At 70.0% G+C, this 20,859-nt stretch carries 17 protein-coding genes; 7 read left to right on the top strand and 10 right to left on the bottom strand.

The genetic code is table 11. The annotated features are described in order from the left end of the window. Positions 1–14: 14 nt before the first annotated feature. Positions 15–1,562 (top strand): cytochrome P450, encoded by a 1,548-nt coding sequence (locus ACWD4G_RS10020; protein WP_451292070.1) that lies wholly within the window; start codon positions 15–17, stop codon positions 1,560–1,562. Here the strand turns inward: ACWD4G_RS10020 and ACWD4G_RS10025 are convergent. The 10 genes from ACWD4G_RS10025 to ACWD4G_RS10070 all read right to left on the bottom strand — a co-directional run bounded on the left by ACWD4G_RS10025 (position 1,530) and on the right by ACWD4G_RS10070 (position 12,506). After that, entirely contained in the window at positions 1,530–2,405 is an 876-nt protein-coding gene (locus tag ACWD4G_RS10025; protein ID WP_451292072.1) for a pentapeptide repeat-containing protein, read from the bottom strand. The genes ACWD4G_RS10020 and ACWD4G_RS10025 overlap by 33 nt on opposite strands. After that, positions 2,402–3,157 carry a PIG-L deacetylase family protein gene (locus ACWD4G_RS10030; RefSeq protein WP_451292074.1) on the bottom strand — a complete coding sequence of 252 codons (756 nt, stop codon included), beginning with the start codon at positions 3,155–3,157 and terminating at the stop codon, positions 2,402–2,404. The genes ACWD4G_RS10025 and ACWD4G_RS10030 overlap by 4 nt, the downstream gene beginning before the upstream one ends. Positions 3,158–3,308: 151 nt before the next feature. Then, positions 3,309–4,610, bottom strand: a complete 1,302-nt coding sequence (locus ACWD4G_RS10035; RefSeq protein ID WP_451292076.1) for an alpha/beta fold hydrolase — start codon at positions 4,608–4,610, stop codon at positions 3,309–3,311. A 169-nt stretch (positions 4,611–4,779) separates the two neighbouring features. After that, entirely contained in the window at positions 4,780–5,811 is a 1,032-nt protein-coding gene (locus ACWD4G_RS10040; RefSeq protein ID WP_451292078.1) for a LacI family DNA-binding transcriptional regulator, read from the bottom strand. Between the two features lie 124 nt (positions 5,812–5,935). Continuing rightward, positions 5,936–7,360 carry a BNR repeat-containing protein gene (locus tag ACWD4G_RS10045; protein ID WP_451292080.1) on the bottom strand — a complete coding sequence of 475 codons (1,425 nt, stop codon included), beginning with the start codon at positions 7,358–7,360 and terminating at the stop codon, positions 5,936–5,938. A 56-nt stretch (positions 7,361–7,416) separates the two neighbouring features. After that, positions 7,417–7,737 (bottom strand): L-rhamnose mutarotase, encoded by a 321-nt coding sequence (locus tag ACWD4G_RS10050; RefSeq protein WP_451292081.1) that lies wholly within the window; start codon positions 7,735–7,737, stop codon positions 7,417–7,419. A 17-nt stretch (positions 7,738–7,754) separates the two neighbouring features. After that, the gene (rhaS, locus tag ACWD4G_RS10055) at positions 7,755–8,837 is read right to left on the bottom strand and encodes a rhamnose ABC transporter substrate-binding protein (protein WP_451292083.1); all 1,083 of its coding nucleotides are present in this window, start codon (positions 8,835–8,837) and stop codon (positions 7,755–7,757) included. Positions 8,838–8,933: 96 nt separating this feature from the next. After that, positions 8,934–9,959 (bottom strand): ABC transporter permease, encoded by a 1,026-nt coding sequence (locus tag ACWD4G_RS10060; protein ID WP_451292085.1) that lies wholly within the window; start codon positions 9,957–9,959, stop codon positions 8,934–8,936. Continuing rightward, complete coding sequence (locus tag ACWD4G_RS10065; protein WP_451292087.1) at positions 9,952–10,992, bottom strand: ABC transporter permease; 1,041 nt, start codon at positions 10,990–10,992, stop codon at positions 9,952–9,954. The genes ACWD4G_RS10060 and ACWD4G_RS10065 overlap by 8 nt, the downstream gene beginning before the upstream one ends. Continuing rightward, positions 10,989–12,506: a sugar ABC transporter ATP-binding protein gene (locus ACWD4G_RS10070; protein ID WP_451292089.1), complete on the bottom strand. Its 1,518-nt coding sequence runs from the start codon at positions 12,504–12,506 to the stop codon at positions 10,989–10,991. The genes ACWD4G_RS10065 and ACWD4G_RS10070 overlap by 4 nt, the downstream gene beginning before the upstream one ends. Before the next feature lie 257 nt (positions 12,507–12,763). On the opposite strand from ACWD4G_RS10070, the gene rhaI reads away from it, so the two are divergent. The 6 genes from rhaI to ACWD4G_RS10100 all read left to right on the top strand — a co-directional run bounded on the left by rhaI (position 12,764) and on the right by ACWD4G_RS10100 (position 20,810). Then, positions 12,764–13,924 carry an L-rhamnose isomerase gene (gene rhaI / locus ACWD4G_RS10075; protein ID WP_451292091.1) on the top strand — a complete coding sequence of 387 codons (1,161 nt, stop codon included), beginning with the start codon at positions 12,764–12,766 and terminating at the stop codon, positions 13,922–13,924. Positions 13,925–14,192: 268 nt separating this feature from the next. After that, positions 14,193–16,232 carry a bifunctional aldolase/short-chain dehydrogenase gene (locus ACWD4G_RS10080; protein ID WP_451292093.1) on the top strand — a complete coding sequence of 680 codons (2,040 nt, stop codon included), beginning with the start codon at positions 14,193–14,195 and terminating at the stop codon, positions 16,230–16,232. An 8-nt stretch (positions 16,233–16,240) separates the two neighbouring features. Continuing rightward, entirely contained in the window at positions 16,241–17,716 is a 1,476-nt protein-coding gene (locus ACWD4G_RS10085; RefSeq protein WP_451292095.1) for a rhamnulokinase, read from the top strand. Positions 17,717–17,887: 171 nt separating this feature from the next. Next, positions 17,888–18,643, top strand: a complete 756-nt coding sequence (locus ACWD4G_RS10090; RefSeq protein ID WP_451292097.1) for a (Fe-S)-binding protein — start codon at positions 17,888–17,890, stop codon at positions 18,641–18,643. Then, entirely contained in the window at positions 18,640–20,160 is a 1,521-nt protein-coding gene (locus tag ACWD4G_RS10095) for a LutB/LldF family L-lactate oxidation iron-sulfur protein (RefSeq protein ID WP_451292099.1), read from the top strand. Before ACWD4G_RS10090 ends, ACWD4G_RS10095 begins: the two co-directional genes overlap by 4 nt. Further along, positions 20,157–20,810 carry a LutC/YkgG family protein gene (locus ACWD4G_RS10100; RefSeq protein WP_451292101.1) on the top strand — a complete coding sequence of 218 codons (654 nt, stop codon included), beginning with the start codon at positions 20,157–20,159 and terminating at the stop codon, positions 20,808–20,810. Before ACWD4G_RS10095 ends, ACWD4G_RS10100 begins: the two co-directional genes overlap by 4 nt. The last annotated feature ends 49 nt before the right edge of the window (positions 20,811–20,859 follow it).

Consider the following 20,859-nt stretch of genomic DNA (forward strand, 5'->3'; position numbering starts at 1 on the left):
AGGGAGATGTGGTCATGACGGAGACGGCAGGGGCCACGGCTGTCCGGGGTTTCCGCAGTGCGGAGCTGGGCTGGCCGGAGCTGTATCGCATCCCGCACCCGCCGTACCGGCTCCCGGTCGTCGGTGACGCGCTGCGCACCAACCTCCGTACCCCGGTACAGGCTTCCCTGCGTACGGGCCGACAGCTGGGGCCGATCTTCCGGCGCAAGGCGTTCGGCAAGGAGATCGTGTTCGTCGGCGGTGCCCGGCTCGCGGCGGACATGGCGGACGAGTCCCGGTTCGCCAAGCATGTGGGGCTGGGCGTCGCCAATCTGCGGCCGATGGCCGGCGACGGGCTGTTCACGGCGTACAACCACGAGCCGAACTGGCAGTTGGCGCATGACGTCCTGGCCCCGGGTTTCAGCCGGGACGCCATGGCGGGCTACCACCCGATGATGCTCGATGTCGCCGAGCGGCTGATGGACCACTGGGACCGGGCGCGCGCGGCGGGGCGGACCGTGGACGTGCCCGGTGACATGACCAAGCTGACCCTGGAGACGATCGCCCGCACCGGCTTCGGCCATGACTTCGGCTCCTTCGAACGCGCCCGGCCGCATCCCTTCGTCTCCGCCATGGTGGGCACCCTGTCGTTCGCCCAGCACCGCAATCTGGTCCCGGACGCCCTCGCTCCCCTGCTGCTGAGGGGCGCGACCCGGCGCAACGCGGCGGACATCGCGTTGCTGAACGACACGGTCGACGGGGTGATCCGGGCCCGGCGGTCCTCCGGCGGCGGGAGGGAGCCTGGCGCCGGGGGCGGTGGTGGCGATCTGCTCGACCGGATGCTGGAGACGGCCCATCCGGAGACCGGGGAGCGGCTCTCCGCCGAGAACGTCCGCCGACAGGTGATCACGTTCCTGGTCGCCGGGCACGAGACCACTTCGGGCGCGCTGTCCTTCGCCCTGCACTACCTCGCCCGGCACCCGGAGCTGGCCGCCCGGGCCCGCGCCGAGGTGGACCGGGTGTGGGGCGACGTGGCCCGGCCCGGCTACGACCAGGTGGCCAGGCTGCGCTATGTCCGCCGGGTGCTGGACGAGTCGCTGCGGCTGTGGCCGACGGCGCCCGCGTTCTCGCGGGAGGCCCGCGTCGACACCGTGCTCGGCGGTGAGCACCCGATGCGGCAGGGGGCCTGGGCACTGGTGCTGACCGCGATGCTCCACCGGGACCCCGAGGTGTGGGGCGCCGACGCCGAGGCCTTCGACCCGGACCGCTTCGACGCCGCGGCCGTACGCGCCCGGCCCCCGCACACCTTCAAGCCGTTCGGCACCGGCGCGCGGGCCTGCATCGGCCGCCAGTTCGCCCTCCACGAGGCCACGCTCGTACTGGGGTTGCTGCTGCGCCGCTACGAGCTGCGCCCGGAACCGGCGTACGAGCTGCGGGTGGCCGAGCGGCTGACGCTGATGCCGGAGGGGCTGCGGCTGCGGCTCGGCCAGAGGCGGGCGCAGGGCACGCCTACGGGCGCTGCCGGGTCCCCGGAAGCGGGGTCGCCGCCGTCACGCTGCCCAGTGACCGGGGCGGGTGACTGACGCCGGGAGGCGGGTGGCGGCGCTGCCACGGGCCGCGTTGATCTGGGGCTGGGTCAGGAAGAAGGCGCCGGTCAGGTCGGCGTCGGTCAGGTCGGTGTCCCGGAGGTCGGCGCCTATGAGATCCGCGCCGCGCAGATCGGCCCCGGTCAGGTCGGCGGCTATGAGACAGGCGCCCCGCAGGTTGGCCCCGCTGAGGTCGGCTCCCTTGAGACGGGCGCCGATGAGGTCGGCGCCCCGGCGGTTCTTCTTCTTTCCCGCGCCCGCCCTCATCAGCTCACTGGTCCGCAGCAGCAGCTCATTGACCCGCTGCCGATGCGCGGCCACATCCAACTCGCCCAGCTCCTCGGCGCTTCCCCCGGCCAGCCGCTCGGTCTCGTCGAGTGCCCGGCGCAGCGCCGGGTGCACCGGCTGGGCGGCGGACAGGGTCAGCGCCTCCGTCAAGTACCGCAGCAGCTCATGGAGTTGGCGTACGACCGGGAACACGTCGAACATGCGTCGGGCGTGCTCCCCGCCGCCCGCCCGCCAGTCCCGTCCGCCGAACGTGCCCTGCGAGACGCGCTGTCCGGCGCCGAAGCAGTCGTAGACCGTGCACCCGGTGAATCCCTCGCCTCTGAGCCGGGTGTGAATGCCGCAGCGGAAGTCCTCGCGGAGGTTCCGGCACGGGCTGCCGGCCGCCTTGCCGACGGCGAAGTCGGCGGAGGCGGCGAAGGGCAGCGCCACACAGCACAGTCCGAAGCAACTGCCGCAGTCGCCGCGCAGATCACGCAGGTCGAGCAGTTCGAAGGGTTCAAGGGGTTCAGGGGATTCGAGGGATTCGAAAGGTTCGAAGGGTTCGAAGGTCATCGGCTGAACACCTCGAACGCCACCGCCGGTTTCCCGCCGAAGCGTTCGCCCGTCGTCCGGGCGTAGCCCATGAGGAAGTCGCGCACGTATGTCTCCGGGTCCTGTGTCGTCAACGCCTCGATATAGGTGCGGTGTTCGAGGAGGGAGGCGACGGCGCGGTCGAGGCCGGGGGTGGCGTCGACGGCATGGGTGGGGGTGGAGGAACCGGCGACGGCCACCCAGCGGACGCCGCTCCAGGGCGCCAGGCCCTGTTCCACCAGCTCCGGGAAGATCCAGCGGTTCCCGGCGTCGGCCGCCGCGTCCAGGGTGGCGCTGCCGACGGCCACATGATCGGGGGTGTTCCAGGCGACACCGCCCCAGGTGTCGCGGTGGTTGAGGGTGATGACCAGCTCGGGGCGGTGTCTGCGGATCGCGGCGGCGATGTCCCGGCGCAGGGCGAGGCCGTACTCGATGACGCCGTCCCGGTGGTCGAGGAACTCCACCTCGCTCACGCCCACCACGGCCGCGCTCGCCAGCTGTTCGCGCTCGCGCAGCGGACCGCACTCGGCGGGCGGCAGGGTGTCGATGCCCGCCTCACCACGCGTCGCCAGGACATAGGTGACCTCGCGGCCCGCGTCGGTCCAGGCGGCGATCGCCGCCGAGCAGCCGTATTCGAGGTCGTCCGGGTGGGCCACCACGGCGAGCGCCCGCTGCCAGTCGTCGGGCATGGGCTTCAGCTGGTCAGGCCGGTCCTGCTGCTGGTCATCGGTCATGCAGGCACATTAGCCCGCGCCACTGACAATCGAGCCGGGCCCACACGCGGCCCCTCCCCCGACCCGGCCCGAGCATCCGCGCTCACGCCTCGCCCGTGCCTGCCCTCACACCTCGCCCGTGCCTGCCCTGACACCTCGCCCGTGCCCGCCCTCACACCTCGTCCCGCGTCAGCGCCAGCAAACGGTCCAGCACACGCGGTCCCCCGACCCGCAGACCGTCGTGCTCGAACTCGTCCGTGACCCAGGTGCGCAGCCCCTGGATGGCCCGGGCGGTTTCGAGGGAGTGGGCGGGGTCGACGTACATGTCGTCGTGGTAGATCGCGGCGGCCACCGGCACCTCGTTGACGGCGAGCCGGGCGGGGTCGTACAGGGGCAGCCAGCCGCGCTCCTCCGCGAGGTCCCGTGCGGTCTCGTGGAGCGGGCGCAGGGCGGGGTCGTTCTCGAACATCCAGGGGTGGACGGACTCGCCCGTGAACAGCAGCGGGCCGTCGCCGGTCAGTGTCTTGGCGGCGTCGAACTGCGGGAACTCGGCTCGTACCCGGTCGGCGGCCCAGTCCGTGGGGCCCGGTTCCTGGCCGTAGATCGCCTCGTGGAGCAGCGCGTACAGCGGATGCCCGGCGTACGACAGCAGGCCCTGCGCCTCCTCCTGGAAGGCGTCGGAGAGTGCGGGACCCTGCGGGGTGCGGACGAAGGCGTCCTCCAGCAGGAAGTGCAGTCGGTGGCTGCCGTCTGCGCGGCCGAGGAGGATGCCCAGGGACTGGAAGGCCTCGACGGTGAACCGGTAGCCGTTCGGCAGGACGACGTCGTGCTGGAGGAGGTGTTCGGCGATCTGCCGGGCCCGCTCCACGTCCCGCGGGTAGCGCGTGTAGTGCGCGGTGACCTTGCGTTCGATGCGCGGGTAGGCGGCGCGGTAGACGTCGTCGGCGCCCGCGTCGAGGGAGGGCAGGCCGCCCGTGATGACGGCGCGGCTCAGGCCCTCGGGCGCCTCGGACAGATAGGTGACCGCGCAGAAGCCCCCGAAGCTCTGGCCGAGGACCGTCCAGGGGGCGCCGCCGGTGACCTGGCGGCGGATGGCCTCGCAGTCGCGGACGATGGAGTCGGCGCGGAAGTGGGCGAGGTAGTCGGCCTGTTCGCGGGGACCTCCGCGCAGCGGGAGGGTCTGGCGGTTGGCCGGGGTGGAGGCGCCGGTGCCGCGCTGGTCGAGCAGCAGTACCCGGTACTCCTCCAGGGCTCGTTCCAGCCAGGCCTCACGCCCGACGAATCGGTTCGCTCCGAAGCCGGGGCCGCCCTGGAGATAGACCAGCCAGGGCAGTTCGGCGTCCGCCTTGTCGCCGGCGACGACCTCGCGCGCGTACAGCTCGATCCGCTCCCCCGCCGGGTCGTCGTGGTCGAGGGGGACGGCGAAGCGACGGTCGGTGAGGACGACACCGGGCTGCCGGTAGCTGACGGACAACGGGGCTCCTTGACGAACGGATTCCAGGCCGTGGTCCAGTCCAACACAGATTCTTCGCCCGGCCGACCCCGAGGATCAAGAAAATCCCGTCCACTCGCCACATCGACGCATCGCGGCTCAGCCTCGCCGCTCGGCCGTCGGGGCGCAGCCGCCGCCGTTCAGCCGCCGTTCAGCGGGCCGACAGGCTGGAGCGGCGGACCACCAGCTCGGGTTGGAGGACGACCCGGCGGTGTTCGTGCGCGGTGGGCGCGGTCTCGTTCTCGGCCTCGGTCTCCTCCAGGAGGAGTTCGGCGGCGAGGGCGCCCATGGTGACGGCGGGCTGCCGTACGGAGGTGAGGGGGACGGCGGCCGCGGCGGCGAACTCGATGTCGTCGTAGCCGACGATGGCGAGGTCGTCGGGGACGCTGACACCGGCCGCGTACATGGCCTGCAGGACGCCGAGGGCGAGCAGGTCGTTGGCGCAGAAGACGGCGGTCGGGCGGTCGGCGAGGCCGAGCAGGCGGGCGCCCGCGTCACGGCCGGCGGCCACATCGAGGCGCTCGGTGGGCAGTTCCCGCAGGGCCTGAGGGCCGAGCCCCGCCTCCTCAAGGGCGTTCAGGGCGCCCGTACGGCGGTCGCGGACCTGGTTGAGTCCGGCGGGACCGCTGACGTAGGCGATGGAACGGTGGCCGGCGTCGACCAAGTGCCGTACGGCGAGGGCGCCCCCGGCGATGTCGTCGACGGACACCGAGCATCCGGCGGCGTCCTCGGCGACCCGGTCGACGAGGACGAAGGGGATGCCGTGACGGCGGAACGCCTCGATGTTGCGGCCGTTCTCGTCGGCCGGGGTCAGCAGGACGCCCCGCACGCGCTGCTCGGCGAAGAGGGACAGATACTCGGACTCCTCGCTCGCGCTCTGCGCGCTGTTGCAGACCATCACGCCGAGCCCGGCGTCGCGCGCGGCGCGCTCGGCACCGCGTGCGACGTCGACGAAGAACGGGTTGCCCATGTCGAGCACGAGCAGCCCCATGATCCGGCTGCGCCCGGCCCGGAGCTGGCGTGCCGACTCGCTGCGGACATAGCCGAGGCGGTCGATCGCGGCCAGCACCCGGGCCCGGGTCCCGGAGGCCACCGAGTCCGGCCGGTTGATGACGTTGGACACCGTGCCGACGGAGACTCCGGCGGCAGCGGCGACGTCCTTGATACCCACCGACTGCGACATCGGACGGGGACCTCCAGGAAGGTGCGGATCGGCGGGCATACGTTCACATTACCGTCGGGGTGTCCGGGTCACGGACCCTTCGGGGGTGGGAACGCAGCCGCTGTGGGGGGCGGTGGAACGTGGATCAGGCGGGCAGGGCGAAGTCGATGACGCGGAGCGCCGACGGCGTGGTGCCGCTGGACTTCTCCTGGTACATCACCGACAGGACGTTGTCCTGGGCGATGCGCGTCTCGTCGAGGACGACCTCACCGAAGGCGTTGAGGCCGGACCCGTCGAACAGGATCTGCCAGTCCGTGTGTCCGGAGGCCACCGAGGCACCGGCGATCCGGCCGAACGGGAAGATCGCGTAGGCGTTGTTGTACTTGTCCATGACCAGCTTGGTGCGCTGGCTGGAGTTCAACGGCACCGGTATCTCGGTCTTCGCCCAGGCGCCGGAGGAGCTCTTGCGGACGAGGAAGGCGCGGCCGTTGGCCGTGCGGTCGGAGACGTAGTTCGTCGTGCACTGGCCGAAGCGGCCGGGGACGTAGCTGATGATGGCGTGCGGTCGGCCGGCGGAGTCGGTCCACTGGCTCTCCTGGTTCATCAGCGAGTGGTCCGGGTTGAGCGCGTCCACGACGAGGCCGGAGTCGGTGACGGAGACCTTGTCGGAGCCGCCGGTGGTGCCGACGACGGTGCCCGCGTTGTTGCGCCAGGTTCGGCCGAGGTCGTCGGAGTAGACGTAGCCGGTGTCGTGGTTGGTGATGCCGCCGCCGTTGCACATCACGGCGCCGTTCTGCTCACGCCAGGTGAACATGGCGTGCAGGCGCCCGTTCTTGTCGTAGTCGATGCCGTGCAGGTACATGTTGCGGGCCGTCGAGGAGCCGTGCTCGCTGGTGTACGTGCCGGTGGAGGACGTCCACTCGCCGAGGTTGGTCCAGGAGGTGCCGTTGTACTCGGCGAGCGCGTTGCGGCCGTTGCCGGAGATGCCGGCGCGGTAGCTCAGTTGGAGCTTTCCGTCGGGCATCGAGATGAACTGCGGGTAGGTGAACTGCGAGGTGAGGGCGAGTCCGTCGAGGGTGGACTGCGGGGCGCCGAAGCGGCTCGTGGTCCAGCTCAGCCCGGCCGGGTTGTCCATCAGCCCGGCCACCGACTTGACGTAGGTGAAGCCGTCGCTGTGGGAGTCCATGTTCAGGTGGAGCCGGCCGTCGACCTTGGAGACGCCCATGGAGATGACGTTGTGGGAGTCGTTGTAGCGCAGGGTGTGGCCGACGTTGACGGTGGACCAGGTGCTGGAGCCGAGGACACGGCGGCCGACGACGGCGTTGCGGTCGGCGGTGTACCAGACGGCGTACTGGTAGCCCTTGTAGGTCAACAGGGCGTTCTTCTGGAACGAGTTGTTGTTGACCAGTCCGTCGTAGGACACGAAGAAGATGGCCTGGCTGTCCAGCAGGGTGCTGCCGGTCTGGGTGACGGAGGGGCCGGGGTCGGCGGCGCTGGCGGTGACGGAGCCGAGGGCGGGGGTCACCACGGCGCCGGCGAGGGCGGCGCCGAGCAGCGTACGTCTCTTCATCTCGGGGGACTCCATTGTCGAGCGAGGTGGGGAGGGGAAGGGGCCGAACAGGGGGTTCAGTCCAGGTGGAACACTTCGGTGAGCGGTTTCATGGCCTCGTCGGGGCGGGCGCCGTCCAACGACTCGAAGAACGGCGCCATCTCCGTCTGCCAGCGGGCATTGACGTCCGTGGCTTCCATGCCGGCCACCGCGGCCTCGAAGTCCGCCGTCTCCAGGTAGCCGACGAGCAGGCCGTCCTCGCGCAGGAACAGCGAGTAGTTGTGCCAGCCGGTGGCCGAGAGCGCTTCGAGCATCTCGGGCCACACGGCGGCGTGCCGCTCACGGTACTCGTCGAGGCGATCCGCCCTGACCTTCAGCAGGAAGCACACGCGCTTCATCAACATCCCTCCAGGAATCAGAAGTCGAAGTCGTCGATGTTGTCCTTGGTGAAGACGGTCGGCTTGCCGAGGTTGATGACGCCGTCCTTGCCGATGGTGTACTCGCCCATGTCGCCGGCGGTGAAGGTCTCGCCCTCCTTGCCGGTGATCTGGCCGGAGACCAGGGCGACGGAGGTACGGGCGGCCAGCTCACCGAGCTTCGACGGGTCCCACAGCTCGAACCCCTCGACGGTGCCGTTCTTGACGTACTTGCGCATGTCGTTGGGGGTGCCGAGGCCGGTCAGCATGACCTTGCCCTTGTACTTGGAGCCGGACAGGTACTGGGCGGCGGCCTTGATGCCGACCGTGGTCGGGGAGATGATCCCCTTCAGGTTCGGGTACTCCTGGAGCAGGCCCTGGGTCTGCTGGAAGGACTTCTGGGCGTCGTCGTCACCGTAGGCGACCTTGACGAGCTTGATGTCCTTGTACTTGTCCTGCTTGAGTTCGTCCTTCATGAACTCGATCCAGGTGTTCTGGTTGGTCGCGGTCTGCGCGGCCGACAGGATCGCGATCTCGCCCTTGTAGTCGATCTGCTCGGCGAGCAGCTGGACCTCGGTGCGGCCCAGGTCCTCGGCGCTGGCCTGCGAGACGAAGGCGTTGCGGCACTCGGGCTTGGTGTCCGAGTCGTAGGTGACGACCTTGATGTCGTTGCTCATGGCCTGCTTCAGCGCGGTGCACAGCGCGCCCGGGTCCTGCGCGGACACGGCCATCGCGTCGACCTGCTGCTGGGTGAGCGTGTTGACGTACGAGACCTGCCCGGCGGTGTCGGTCGCGCTGGACGGCCCGACCTCCTTGTAGCTGGAGCCCAGCTCCTTGAGGGCCGCCTCGCCGCCCTTGTCGGCGGAGGTGAAGTACGGGTTGTTGACCTGCTTCGGCAGGAACCCGACGGTGAGCCCCTTCTTCAGCTCGGCGTTCGGGTCGGCCTTGCCGGTGGCGGCGGCGGAGGCGCCTTCGCTCTTGACATCCTCCTTGGTGGTGCCGCCGCAGGCGGTGGCGGCCAGGGCGAAGGAGGTGACGGCGGCGAGAGCCGCACAGGAACGGCGGAGGGTGTTTCTACGCATGGGATGGGGTCCTTCTCTGAGTACGGGGAACGGGAGCGCCGCTATCTTTAGGGGCGCGGGGAACTGCGCGACCAGCCACGAACCGGCCCGCAGCGTTCAAACGACCTTTCCGACGTCGGCTGGGCCAACAGCCGCTTTTCGACCGGCTCTTGCAACCGCGATCTGCCGAGCCACCCGCGGCCCCAGCACCGACACAACGAGCAGCACACCCGTCACGACGATCTGCGACTGCGCGGACACATTGACGAGGCTCATCACGTTCTGCAGAGCCCCCAGCAGGAACACACCGGCGATCGCACCGCCGAGAGTGCCTTTACCACCGTCGAAGTCGATACCACCGAGCAACACGGCGGCGATGACGGACAGTTCGAGCCCGGTCGCGTTGTCGTAGCGGGCGCTGGCGTAATGCAGGGCCCAGAAGATCCCGGTGAGGGAGGCCATCAGACCGGTCACCGTGAAGAGGATCAGCTTCTGGCGCTTGACGCGGATACCGGTGAAGCGCGCGGCCTCCTCGCTGGCGCCGATCGCGTACAGGGAGCGCCCGAACGGGGTGGCGTGCAGGGCGATCACCGCGATGACGAGCAGGACCAGGAAGGGGATGAAGGCCTGCGGGACGAAGGAGTCCCCGATGCGTCCGGCGGCGAAGTCCAGGTACTGGGTGGGGAAGTCGGTCACCGCGTCCGAGCCGAGCACGATCTGTGCGATGCCCCGGTAGGCGGCGAGGGTGCCGATGGTGACGGCGAGGGAGGGCAGTCCGAGCCGGGTGACCAGCAGGCCGTTGATCAGTCCGCAGACCACGCCGAGCAGCAGACAGATCGGGATGATCGCCTCGATGGTCAGGCCCTGGTTCCACAGGGCACCCATCACGGCGCCTGAGAGTCCGGCGGTGGAGGCGACGGAGAGATCGATCTCGCCGGCCACCACGAGCAGGGTCATCGGCAGGGCGATGAGCGCGATCGGCAGGGTGTTGCCGATGAGGAAGGACAGGTTGAGCGCGTTGCCGAAGCCGTCGACGGTGCCGAAGGACAGCAGCAGGACGACGATGAGAAGGGCGCCGACCGCAGAATCCCACCTTTTCAAGGAGGACCAGCGGCCCGCACGCGAGAACGTGGAGTCAGCCATTGCGGGCGTTCCTCTTCTTCAGGGCGGTCGCCACCCGCAGCGCGACCACGCGGTCCACGGCGATGGCGAGGATGAGCAGGATGCCGTTGATGGCGAGCACCCAGACCGAGCTGACGCCGAGGGCGGGCAGCACGCTGTTGATGGAGGTCAGCAGCAGCGCGCCGAGGGCCGCGCCGTAGACGCTGCCGGAACCGCCGGTGAAGACCACGCCGCCGACCACGACCGCGCTGACGACGGTGAGTTCATAGCCGTTGCCGGTGCTGGAGTCGACGTTGCCGAACCGGGCCAGGTACATCGCGCCGGCGAGTCCGGCGAGGGCGCCGCAGAAGGTGTAGGCGGCGAGGATGCGCTTGCGGACCGGGATACCGGCGAGCCGCGCGGCCTCGGGGTTGGAGCCGAGCGCGTACAGCTCGCGTCCGCTGCCGAAGTGCTTCAGGTAGTACGCCGTGGCCACCAGCACCGCGATCGCGATGAGCGCCAGATACGGCACGGCGGAGATGCCGCCGGAGCCGAAGTCGACGAAGCCGTCCGGGAGGGCGGAGGCGACGATCTGGCGGGAGCCGACCCAGATGGAGTCGATGCCCCGGATGATGTACATGCTGCCGAGGGTGACGACGAGCGCGGGCACCTGGCCGAGGCTCACGAGGAGCCCGTTGAGCAGTCCGAAGCCAATGCCCATCAGCACCGCCAACAGCACGGCGACCACCGGGTTTCCGCCGTCCTGGAGATAGGTTCCGGCGGCGAAGGCGCTGATGCCGAGGGTGGAGCCGACCGACAGGTCGACGTTCCGGGTGATGACGACCAGCGACTGACCGATGGCGACCAGCACCAGGATCGTCGCGTTGAGCAGGAGGTCCTTGATGCCCTGCTCGGTGAGGAACTCGCTGTTGCCCAGCTGGGTGAGGACGATCATCGCCACGAAGACGACGAGGATGGCGAGTTCACGCATCTTGAAGACGCGGTCCACCAGCCGGGTGCCGCTGGACTTGGGCACCTCGGCGACGGGGGTCTTTTCGGGGGTGGTCACCGTCATGCGGCGGCCCTCCCGGTGGCTGCGGCCATCACGGTTTCCTCGGTGGCTTCGGAGCGTGGGATCTCGGCGGTGAGGCGTCCCTCGTGCATCACGAGCACGCGGTCGGCCATGCCGAGGATCTCGGGCAGGTCGGAGGAGATCATCAGTACGGCGACGCCGTCGGCGGCCAGCTGGCTGAGCAGGCGGTGCACCTCGGCCTTCGTACCGACGTCGATGCCTCGGGTCGGTTCGTCGACGATCAGCACCTTCGGCCCGGTGGCGAGCCACTTGGCGAGGACGACCTTCTGCTGGTTGCCGCCGGACAGTGTGTTGACGGTGTCGGCGATCCGGGCGTACTTCACCTGGAGCTTGACCGCCCAGTCGAGGGAGCGGCTGCGTTCGGCGCCCCGGTCGACGAGGCCGGCCTTGACGGTCGTACGGAGTCCGGTGAGGCCGATGTTCCGCTCGATGGACATGTCCATCACCAGGCCCTGGGCGCGGCGGTCCTCGGGGACCAGGGCGAGCCCGGCGGCCATGGCGGTGGAGGGGGCGCCGTTGGTGAGCGCCTTGCCTGCGACGTCGACCTCGCCCGCGTCCCAGCGGTCGATCCCGAAGACGGCTCGCGCCACCTCCGTACGGCCGGCGCCGACGAGTCCGGCGAGGCCGACGATCTCGCCCTGGCGGACATCGAAGGAGACATCGGTGAAGACGCCCTCGCGGGTCAGCCGACGGACGCTGAGCGCCACTTCGCCGGCCTCGACCTCCTGCTTGGGGTACAGCTCGTCCAGGTCGCGGCCGACCATACGGCGGACCAGGTCGTCCTCGGTCATGCCGTCGAGGAGTTCGCTGGAGATCCAGGCGCCGTCGCGGAGCGTCGTCACCCGCTGGCAGATCTGGAAGATCTCCTCCAGGCGGTGGGAGATGAAGAGGACGGCCGAGCCCTGTTCGCGCAGAGTGCGGACGACGCCGAAGAGCCGGGCCACCTCACTGCCGGTGAGGGCCGCCGTCGGCTCGTCCATGATGAGGACGCGGGCGTCGAAGGAGAGCGCCTTGGCGATCTCGACGATCTGCTGGTCCGCGATGGACAGGCCGCGCGCCGGGCGGTCGGGGTCGAGTTCGACACCGAGGCGCTGCATCAGCGCGAGAGTGGCCGCGTGGGTCGCCTTGTGGTCGATCCGGCCGAGAGCGCGCCGGGGCTGGCGGCCCATGAAGATGTTCTCGGCGATCGACAGATCCGGGAAGAGCGTCGGCTCCTGGTAGATCACGGCGATACCCGCGTCACGGGCGTCGGCCGGACCGTGGAAGACGGTGGGCTCACCGTCGAGCAGCACCTGACCGGAGTCCGGTCGGTGCACCCCGGCGAGCGTCTTGATCAAGGTCGACTTGCCCGCGCCGTTCTCCCCGGCGAGGGCGTGCACCTCTCCGGGGAACAGTTCCAGGGACACGTTCCTCAGGGCGCGTACGGCGCCGAAGGACTTCGAGATGTCCCTCAGCGCGAGGACGGGGGCCGGACCCGTGTCGGACGGGTGGGTCATGGGGGCTCCTCGACGACGTCCGGTGGCCAGCGTTCCGCTGCCCCACTGCGTCGTGAAAGGTTTCAACTAGGTTGCCGGGACGTTAGGCACCACACGCTGGTCACGTCAATGGGTCTCGGCCGAAAAGTTTTCGACCAAACAGGTCACAACAGGGTCACGGCGGCCCTCTTCGGCCACAGGGGTTGACAGTACGGCGAGCCGCTCATAGTTTCCCGTGCTGAATCGTTTCAGACATCGAAGCCGGTAGGAGCCCTGACGTGACCGAGCTCGCCGCGGTGAAGGCCGCCCTCAAAACCCAGGCCGTCGAGACGCCGTCGTGGGCGTACGGGAACTCCGGGACCCGTTTCAAGGTGTTCGCCCAGCCGGGCGTCCCCCGCACTCCCTGGGAGAAGCTGGACGACGCCGGCAAGGTGCACGAGTTCACCGGCGTGGCCCCGACCGTCGCCCTGCACATCCCGTGGGACAAGGTCGACGACTATGCCGCCCTCGCCAAGCACGCCGAGCAGCGCGGGGTGAAGCTCGGGGCCATCAACTCCAACACCTTCCAGGACGACGACTACAAGCTGGGCAGCATCTGCCACCCGGACGCGGCGATCCGCCGCAAGGCCGTCGACCACCTCCTGGAGTGCGTCGACATCATGGACGCCACCGGGTCCCGCGATCTGAAGCTGTGGTTCGCCGACGGTACGAACTATCCCGGCCAGGACGACATACGCGGGCGCCAGGACCGGCTGGCCGAGGGGCTCGCCGAGGTGTACGAGCGGCTGGGCGACGAGCAGCGGATGCTGCTGGAGTACAAGTTCTTCGAGCCGGCCTTCTACACGACCGATGTGCCGGACTGGGGCACGGCGTACGCCCACTGCCTGAAGCTCGGCCCCAAGGCGCAGGTCGTCGTCGACACCGGGCACCACGCGCCCGGCACCAACATCGAGTTCATCGTGGCCACGCTGCTGCGCGAGGGGAAGCTCGGCGCGTTCGACTTCAACTCTCGCTTCTACGCCGATGACGACCTCATGGTCGGGGCCGCCGACCCGTTCCAGCTGTTCCGGATCATGTACGAGGTGGTGCGCGGGGGTGGGTTCACTCCCGAGGTCGCGTTCATGCTCGATCAGTGCCACAACATCGAGGCGAAGATCCCGGCGATCATTCGGTCGGTGATGAATGTGCAGGAGGCTACGGCGAAGGCGCTTCTTGTGGACCGGGGTGCCTTGGCTGCCGCCCAGGCTTCTGGTGATGTGCTCGAAGCGAATGCGGTCCTGATGGACGCGTACAACACCGATGTGCGGCCCTTGCTGCGTGAGGTGCGGGAGGAGATGGGGTTGGACCCCGAGCCCATGCAGGCGTACCGCCGGTCGGGGTGGGCGTCGAAGATCGTTGAGGAGCGGGTCGGTGGAGAGCAGGCGGGTTGGGGGGCGTGACCGCTGCGCTCGGCTGAAGCCGCTTGCTGAGTCTCGTCTGCCGGGTAACCGCCGGCTGCAGGCTGCGGACCGTTTGTGGCTGGTCGCGCAGTTCCCCGCGCCCCTAAAGACAAAAACTCACGCGCGGCCCCCGCTTTTAAGGGGCGCGGGGAACTGAGCGACCAGCCCCCACGCGCCCGCACCCGGCAACGCACCCCGAGCCCCGAGCTGAACCCCGTACCCCGTACCCCGTACCCCGTACCCATCCCACCGTAAGGATTGATCGCACATGGCAACCCATCCCGAAGCCGCCGCCCTTCTCGCTCGGTCCCATCGTCTCGGCGCCGACCCCCGTAACACCAACTACGCCGGAGGCAATGCCTCCGCCAAGGGGAGCGAGACCGATCCCGTCACCGGGGGTGATGTGGAGCTGATGTGGGTGAAGGGGTCCGGGGGTGACCTCGGGACGCTCACCGAGGCCGGGCTCGCCGTGTTGCGGCTGGATCGGATGCGGGCGCTCGTCGACGTGTACCCCGGCGTCGAGCGTGAGGACGAGATGGTCGCCGCGTTCGACTACTGCCTGCACGGGAAGGGTGGGGCGGCTCCCTCGATCGACACCGCCATGCACGGGCTCGTCGACGCCGCCCATGTCGATCATCTGCACCCCGACTCCGGGATCGCGCTGGCCTGTGCCGCCGACGGGGAGAAGCTGACCGCCGAGTGTTTCGGTGACCGGGTGGTGTGGGTGCCGTGGCGGCGGCCCGGGTTCCAGCTGGGGCTGGACATCGCGGCCGTCAAGCGGGAGAACCCACAGGCCGTCGGATGTGTTCTCGGCGGGCATGGGATCACGGCGTGGGGTGACACCGCCGAGGAGTGCGAGCAGAACTCGCTGTACATCATTCGTACCGCCGAGGAGTTCCTGGCCGAGAAGGGGAAGGACGAGCCGTTCGGGCCCGTCATCGAGGGGTACGCGGCGCTGGCCGCCTCCGAGCGGCGGGAGCGGGCCGCCGCTCTGGCTCCGCACATCCGGGCCATCGCCTCGCAGGACAGGCCGCAGGTCGGGCACTTCACCGACTCCGAGGTCGTCCTCGACTTCCTGGCCAGTGCCGAGCATCCACGGCTCGCCGCGCTCGGTACGTCGTGCCCCGACCACTTCCTCCGTACGAAGGTGCGGCCGCTCGTCCTCGACCTGCCGCCGACCGCCGACCTGGACACGGCGATCGCCCGGCTGACGGAGCTGCACGCGGAGTACCGCGAGGAGTACGCCGCCTACTACCAGCGGCACGCCGAGCCCGACTCCCCCGCCATGCGCGGTGCCGACCCGGCGATCGTGCTGATCCCGGGCGTGGGCATGTTCAGCTTCGGCAAGGACAAGCAGACGGCTCGGGTCGCCGGCGAGTTCTACGTCAACGCGATCAATGTGATGCGGGGCGCCGAGGCGGTCTCCGCGTACGCGCCCATCGAGGAGTCGGAGAAGTTCCGCATCGAGTACTGGGCGCTGGAGGAGGCCAAGCTTCAGCGGATGCCCAAGCCGAAGCCGCTCGCGACGCGGGTCGCGCTGGTGACGGGCGCGGGCAGCGGGATCGGCAAGGCCATCGCGCACCGGCTGGTCGCCGAGGGCGCGTGTGTCGTCGTCGCCGATCTCAACGCGGAGAACGCCGCCGCCGTCGCCGAGGAGCTGGGCGGGGCGGACAAGTCCGTCGCCGTGACCGTGGACGTGACCGACGAGGAGCAGATCGCCGAGGCCTTCAAGGCCGGTGTGCTGGCCTTCGGCGGCGTCGATCTCGTCGTCAACAACGCGGGCATCTCGATCTCCAAGCCGCTGCTGGAGACCTCGGCCAAGGACTGGGATCTGCAGCACGACATCATGGCGCGCGGGTCGTTCCTCGTGTCGCGTGAGGCGGCGCGGGTGATGATCGCGCAGAAGCTGGGCGGTGACATCGTCTACATCGCCTCGAAGAACGCCGTCTTCGCCGGGCCCAACAACATCGCCTACTCCGCTACCAAGGCCGACCAGGCCCACCAGGTGCGACTGCTCGCCGCCGAACTGGGCGAGCACGGGATTCGCGTCAACGGTGTCAACCCCGATGGTGTGGTGCGCGGCTCGGGCATCTTCGCCGCCGGCTGGGGTGCCCAGCGGGCCGCGACCTACGGGATCGAGGAGGAGAAGCTGGGCGAGTTCTACGCCCAGCGGACCATCCTCAAGCGCGAGGTGCTGCCCGACCACGTGGCGAACGCGGTGTTCGCGCTGACCGGCGGTGACCTGACGCACACCACCGGTCTGCACATCCCGGTCGACGCCGGCGTGGCCGCCGCGTTCCTGCGATGAGCACGACCATGGGTACGTCCACGAACACGGCCGTGAGGTCGTACGCGGCGGTCGACCTGGGCGCCTCCAGTGGGCGGGTCATGGTCGGCCGCGCGGGGCGGGACACGCTGGAGCTGGTCGAGGCGCACCGGTTCCCCAACCGGCCGGTGCGCACGCCCGAGGGGCTGCGCTGGGATGTTCTGGGGCTGTACGCGGGTGTCCTCGACGGCCTCAAGGCCGCCGGGGCGCTCAGCGGTGGGCAGCTGGACTCCGTCGGTATCGACAGCTGGGCCGTGGACTACGGGCTGCTGGACGCCGACGGGGCGCTGCTCGGCAACCCGGTGCACTACCGGGACAGCCGTACCGAGGGTGTCGCGGAGAAGGTGTGGGCCACCGTGCCGGCCGACGAGCTGTACGCGGCGACCGGGTTGCAGTACGCGCCGTTCAACACCCTGTACCAGCTCGTCGCCGCCCGCTCCTCCGCCCAACTGGGCTTCGCCGAGCGGTTGTTGCTCATCCCGGATCTGCTGTCGTACTGGCTGACCGGGGAGGTGGGCACCGAGCTGACCAATGCCTCCACCACTCAGCTGATCGATCCCCGGACCCGTGACTGGTCGCGTGATGTCGCGGACCGGCTGGGCATCGACCTCGGTCTGTTCGCTCCGCTGCGGCAGCCGGGTGATCCGGCCGGGTTGCTTCAGCGGCGGGTGCTGGACGAGACCGGCCTGAGCGGGCCGGTGCCGGTGACGGCCGTCGGGTCCCACGACACGGCGTCCGCTGTCGCGGCCGTACCGGCCACCGGGGAAAGGTTCGCCTATATCTGCACCGGCACCTGGTCCCTGGCGGGGCTGGAGCTGGAGGCCCCGGTGCTGACCGAGGCCAGCCGGGCCGCCAACTTCACCAATGAGCTGGGGCTCGACGGCACGGTCCGCTATCTGCGCAACATCATGGGGCTCTGGCTGCTCCAGGAGTGCGTACGGGAGTGGGGCGACCCGGATCTCGGGGAGCTGCTGCGGGCCGCTGCGACCGTGCCCGCGCTGCGGTCGGTGGTGGACGCCGGGGACTCGGTGTTCCTGGCGCCCGGACGGATGCCGCAGCGGATCGCCGAGGCGTGCCGGGAGTCGGGGCAGCCGGTTCCCGAGACGCCGGGTGAGATCACCCGCTGCATTCTGGACTCGCTGGCCCTCGCCCATCGGCGGGCCGTGACCGAGGCCCAGACGCTCGCCGATCACCCCGTGGACGTCGTCCACATCGTCGGCGGCGGCACCCGTAACGCGTTGCTGTGCCAACTCACCGCCGACGCCTGTGGGTTGCCGGTGGTGGCGGGCCCGGCGGAGGCGGCGGCCCTGGGCAATGTCCTGGTCCAGGCCCGCACCCACGGCCTGGTCGGCGACCGGGCCTCCATGCGGGACCTGCTCGCCCGTACCCAGCCGCTGGTGCGGTACGAGCCCCAGGGCGACCCGGCGGCCTGGCGGGCGGCCGAGGCCAGGCTCGCCGGGCGGTGAGCCCGGGACCCGCCGCCGCTGGTGAGCGGGCCCGCCTCTGATGGTGAGCGGGCCCCGCCTCCGATCGTGAGCGGGCTCCGTCGCCGCACCACCGGCGGCGGGGCCTCTCGCCCTGGGCGCGGTCGCGCCGTACTCTGCACTCATCCGATGATCGATCCCCTAGGAGCCGCGATGCGTGTCGCTCTGTTCCTGACCTGTGTCAACGACACGCTCTATCCGGACACCGGCCGCGCCGTGGTGAAACTGCTGACCAGACTGGGCGTCGAGGTCGACTTCCCGATGGGGCAGACCTGCTGCGGGCAGGCGCACTACAACACCGGTTATCGCCATGAGGCCGAGCCTCTGGCCCGGCAGTTCTCCGATGTATTCCGGGAGTACGAGGCGATCGTGACGCCCTCCGGCTCGTGCGGGGCGATGGTGCGGGAGCTGTATCCGCGCATGGGTGAGCGGGCGCGGGCGGAGGGGCGCGGGGACACCCTGGCGCGGACGCTGGCGCCGGTCGTGCCGAAGACGTACGAGCTGACCGAGTTCCTGGTGGATGTGCTGGGTGTGACGGATGTCGGGGCGTACTACCCGCACAGGGTGACGTACCACCCGACCTGTCACGGGCTGCGGGGTCTGGGACTCGGGGAACGGCCCCGGCGGCTGCTCGAAGCCGTGAAGGGGCTGGAGTTGGTGGAGCTGCCGGGGGCCGAGGAGTGCTGTGGCTTCGGTGGGACGTTCGCGGTGAAGAACTCCGATGTCTCGGCGGCGATGGGCGCGGACAAGGTGCGCAACGCCGAGTCGACGGGTGCCGAGGTGCTGTGCGCCGCCGACAACTCCTGTCTCATGCACATCGGCGGCACGATGACCCGGCTGCGCACGGGGATGCGGCCGGTGCACATCGCGGAGATCCTGGCGAGCACGGAGGAGGAACCGGCCGTATGAGCGGCACGTATCTCGGAATGCCGGCGTTTCCGAAGGCGGCCCACGAGGCCGTCAACAACGCCACCCTGCGCGGCAATCTGCGCCACGCCACCCACACCATCCGCGCCAAGCGGGCGGCGGCCGTCACGGAGGTGTCGGACTGGGCGGAGCTGCGCGAGGCCGGCAAGCGGATCAAGGACCATACGCTCCGTCGTCTCGACCGGTATCTGGTGCAGTTGGAGGAGTCGGTGACGGCGGCGGGCGGCACGGTCCACTGGGCCGCCGACGCCGACGAGGCCAACCGGATCGTCACCTATCTCGTCAAGGCGACCGGTGAGACCGAGGTCGTCAAGGTCAAGTCGATGGCCACGCAGGAGATCGGGCTGAACGAGGCGCTGGAGGCCGAGGGCATCCACGCCTACGAGACCGACCTCGCCGAGCTGATCGTGCAGTTGGGCAAGGACCGGCCCTCCCACATCCTCGTCCCGGCGATCCACCGCAACCGCGGTGAGATTCGGGACATCTTCGCGCGTGAGATGAGCGAGTGGGGCCGCCCGGCTCCCGAGGGGCTCACCGACACGCCCGCCGAGCTGGCGGAGGCGGCGCGGCTGCATCTGCGGGAGAAATTCCTGCGCGCCAAGGTCGGGATCTCCGGCGCCAACTTCATGGTCGCCGACACCGGCACCCTGGTGGTCGTGGAGTCCGAGGGCAACGGGCGGATGTGCCTCACCCTGCCGGAGACCCTGATCTCGGTCGTCGGCATCGAGAAGATCGTGCCGACCTGGCAGGACCTGGAGGTCTTCCTGCAGACCCTCCCCCGCTCCTCGACGGCCGAGCGGATGAACCCGTACACCTCCACCTGGACCGGCATCACCGACGAGGACGGGCCGAGCACCTTCCATCTCGTCCTCATCGACAACGGCCGCACCGACACCCTCGCCGACGAGGTCGGCCGCCAGGCCCTGCGCTGCATCCGCTGCTCGGCCTGTCTGAACGTCTGCCCGGTCTACGAGCGGGCCGGCGGCCACGCCTACGGGTCGGTCTACCCCGGGCCGATCGGCGCGATCCTCAGCCCTCAGCTGAGGGGCACGGCAAGCGAGATCGACGCCTCCCTGCCGTACGCCTCCTCGTTGTGCGGTGCCTGTTACGAGGTGTGCCCGGTCGCCATCGACATCCCCGAGGTGCTGGTGCATCTGCGGGAACGCGTCGTGCAGGGCGGTGCCGTGACGGAGAAGGGCGACAAGGTCGTCCTCAAACCCGCGAAGGGGCACGCGGCCGAGCGGGCGGCGATGCGTGCGGCCCGCTGGGCGCTCAGCCATCCCGGTGCCCTGCGCGCCGGACAGCGGGTCGCCTCACGCAGCCGTCGCTTCCATCCGCGCACCCTGCCGGGCCCTGGCAAGGCGTGGAGCGGGAGCCGCGATCTGCCGACGGTGCCGGCCGAGCCGTTCCGCGACTGGTGGCAGCGGACGAACGGCGGGAAGAGCGGGGCGAAGAGCAGCGGTGAGACGAAGGTCGCCGGGAAGGAGAGCGGCAAGTGAGCAGCAGGGAGCTGATCCTGGGGCGGGTACGACGCGCCCTCGCCGACGTACCACGGGACGACACTCCGTACGACCAGGCCGTTCCGCGCGAGTATCTGCGCGAGCACGGTGAGCGGAGCGTCGAGGAGACGGTGGATCTGCTGGCGGAGAACCTCGCGGACTATCGGGCGATCGTCCATCGCTGCGCGGACGAGGAGTTGTCGGAGCTGCTCATGCGGCTGCTGGCCGAGCGGGGCTCGGGGACCGTCCTGGTCCCGCCGGGTCTGCCGCCGTACTGGCTCAAGGCGGCCGATCCGGTGCGCATCCATGACCGGGCCGTGAGCACCCCGGCGGAGCTCGACCGGGTCGACAGCGTCGTCACCGGCTGCGCCGTCGCCATCGCCGAGACCGGCACGATCGTCCTCGACGGCTCCCCCGACCAGGGCCGCCGCCGGATCACCCTCGTCCCCGACCACCACATCTGCGTCGTACGGGTGCCGGACCAGGTCGTCTCCTCCGTCCCCCAGGGCCTCGAACGCCTCGACCCGACACGCCCGTTGACCTGGATCTCCGGCCCGTCCGCCACGAGCGACATCGAGTTGGACCGGGTGGAGGGGGTGCACGGGCCGCGCACGTTGGAGGTGGTGCTGCTGAGCGGAGGCACGGAGTAGCGCGGGCACGTGGCCTCTACGCGGCCGGATCTCGACGGTGAACGGCCGC

This window comes from Streptomyces sp. NPDC002643, assembly GCF_053592555.1.

Coding starts and splice junctions, on each gene's coding strand:
- ACWD4G_RS10060 (WP_451292085.1), bottom strand. CDS start 9,959: ATGGCTGACTCCACGTTCTCGCGTGCGGGCCGCTGGTCCTCCTTGAAA.
- ACWD4G_RS10040 (WP_451292078.1), bottom strand. CDS start 5,811: ATGTCGCAGTCGGTGGGTATCAAGGACGTCGCCGCTGCCGCCGGAGTC.
- ACWD4G_RS10050 (WP_451292081.1), bottom strand. CDS start 7,737: ATGAAGCGCGTGTGCTTCCTGCTGAAGGTCAGGGCGGATCGCCTCGAC.
- ACWD4G_RS10080 (WP_451292093.1), top strand. CDS start 14,193: ATGGCAACCCATCCCGAAGCCGCCGCCCTTCTCGCTCGGTCCCATCGT.
- ACWD4G_RS10045 (WP_451292080.1), bottom strand. CDS start 7,360: ATGAAGAGACGTACGCTGCTCGGCGCCGCCCTCGCCGGCGCCGTGGTG.
- ACWD4G_RS10070 (WP_451292089.1), bottom strand. CDS start 12,506: ATGACCCACCCGTCCGACACGGGTCCGGCCCCCGTCCTCGCGCTGAGG.
- ACWD4G_RS10030 (WP_451292074.1), bottom strand. CDS start 3,157: ATGACCGATGACCAGCAGCAGGACCGGCCTGACCAGCTGAAGCCCATG.
- ACWD4G_RS10085 (WP_451292095.1), top strand. CDS start 16,241: ATGGGTACGTCCACGAACACGGCCGTGAGGTCGTACGCGGCGGTCGAC.
- ACWD4G_RS10095 (WP_451292099.1), top strand. CDS start 18,640: ATGAGCGGCACGTATCTCGGAATGCCGGCGTTTCCGAAGGCGGCCCAC.
- ACWD4G_RS10090 (WP_451292097.1), top strand. CDS start 17,888: ATGCGTGTCGCTCTGTTCCTGACCTGTGTCAACGACACGCTCTATCCG.
- ACWD4G_RS10065 (WP_451292087.1), bottom strand. CDS start 10,992: ATGACGGTGACCACCCCCGAAAAGACCCCCGTCGCCGAGGTGCCCAAG.
- ACWD4G_RS10025 (WP_451292072.1), bottom strand. CDS start 2,405: ATGACCTTCGAACCCTTCGAACCTTTCGAATCCCTCGAATCCCCTGAA.
- rhaS (WP_451292083.1), bottom strand. CDS start 8,837: ATGCGTAGAAACACCCTCCGCCGTTCCTGTGCGGCTCTCGCCGCCGTC.
- ACWD4G_RS10020 (WP_451292070.1), top strand. CDS start 15: ATGACGGAGACGGCAGGGGCCACGGCTGTCCGGGGTTTCCGCAGTGCG.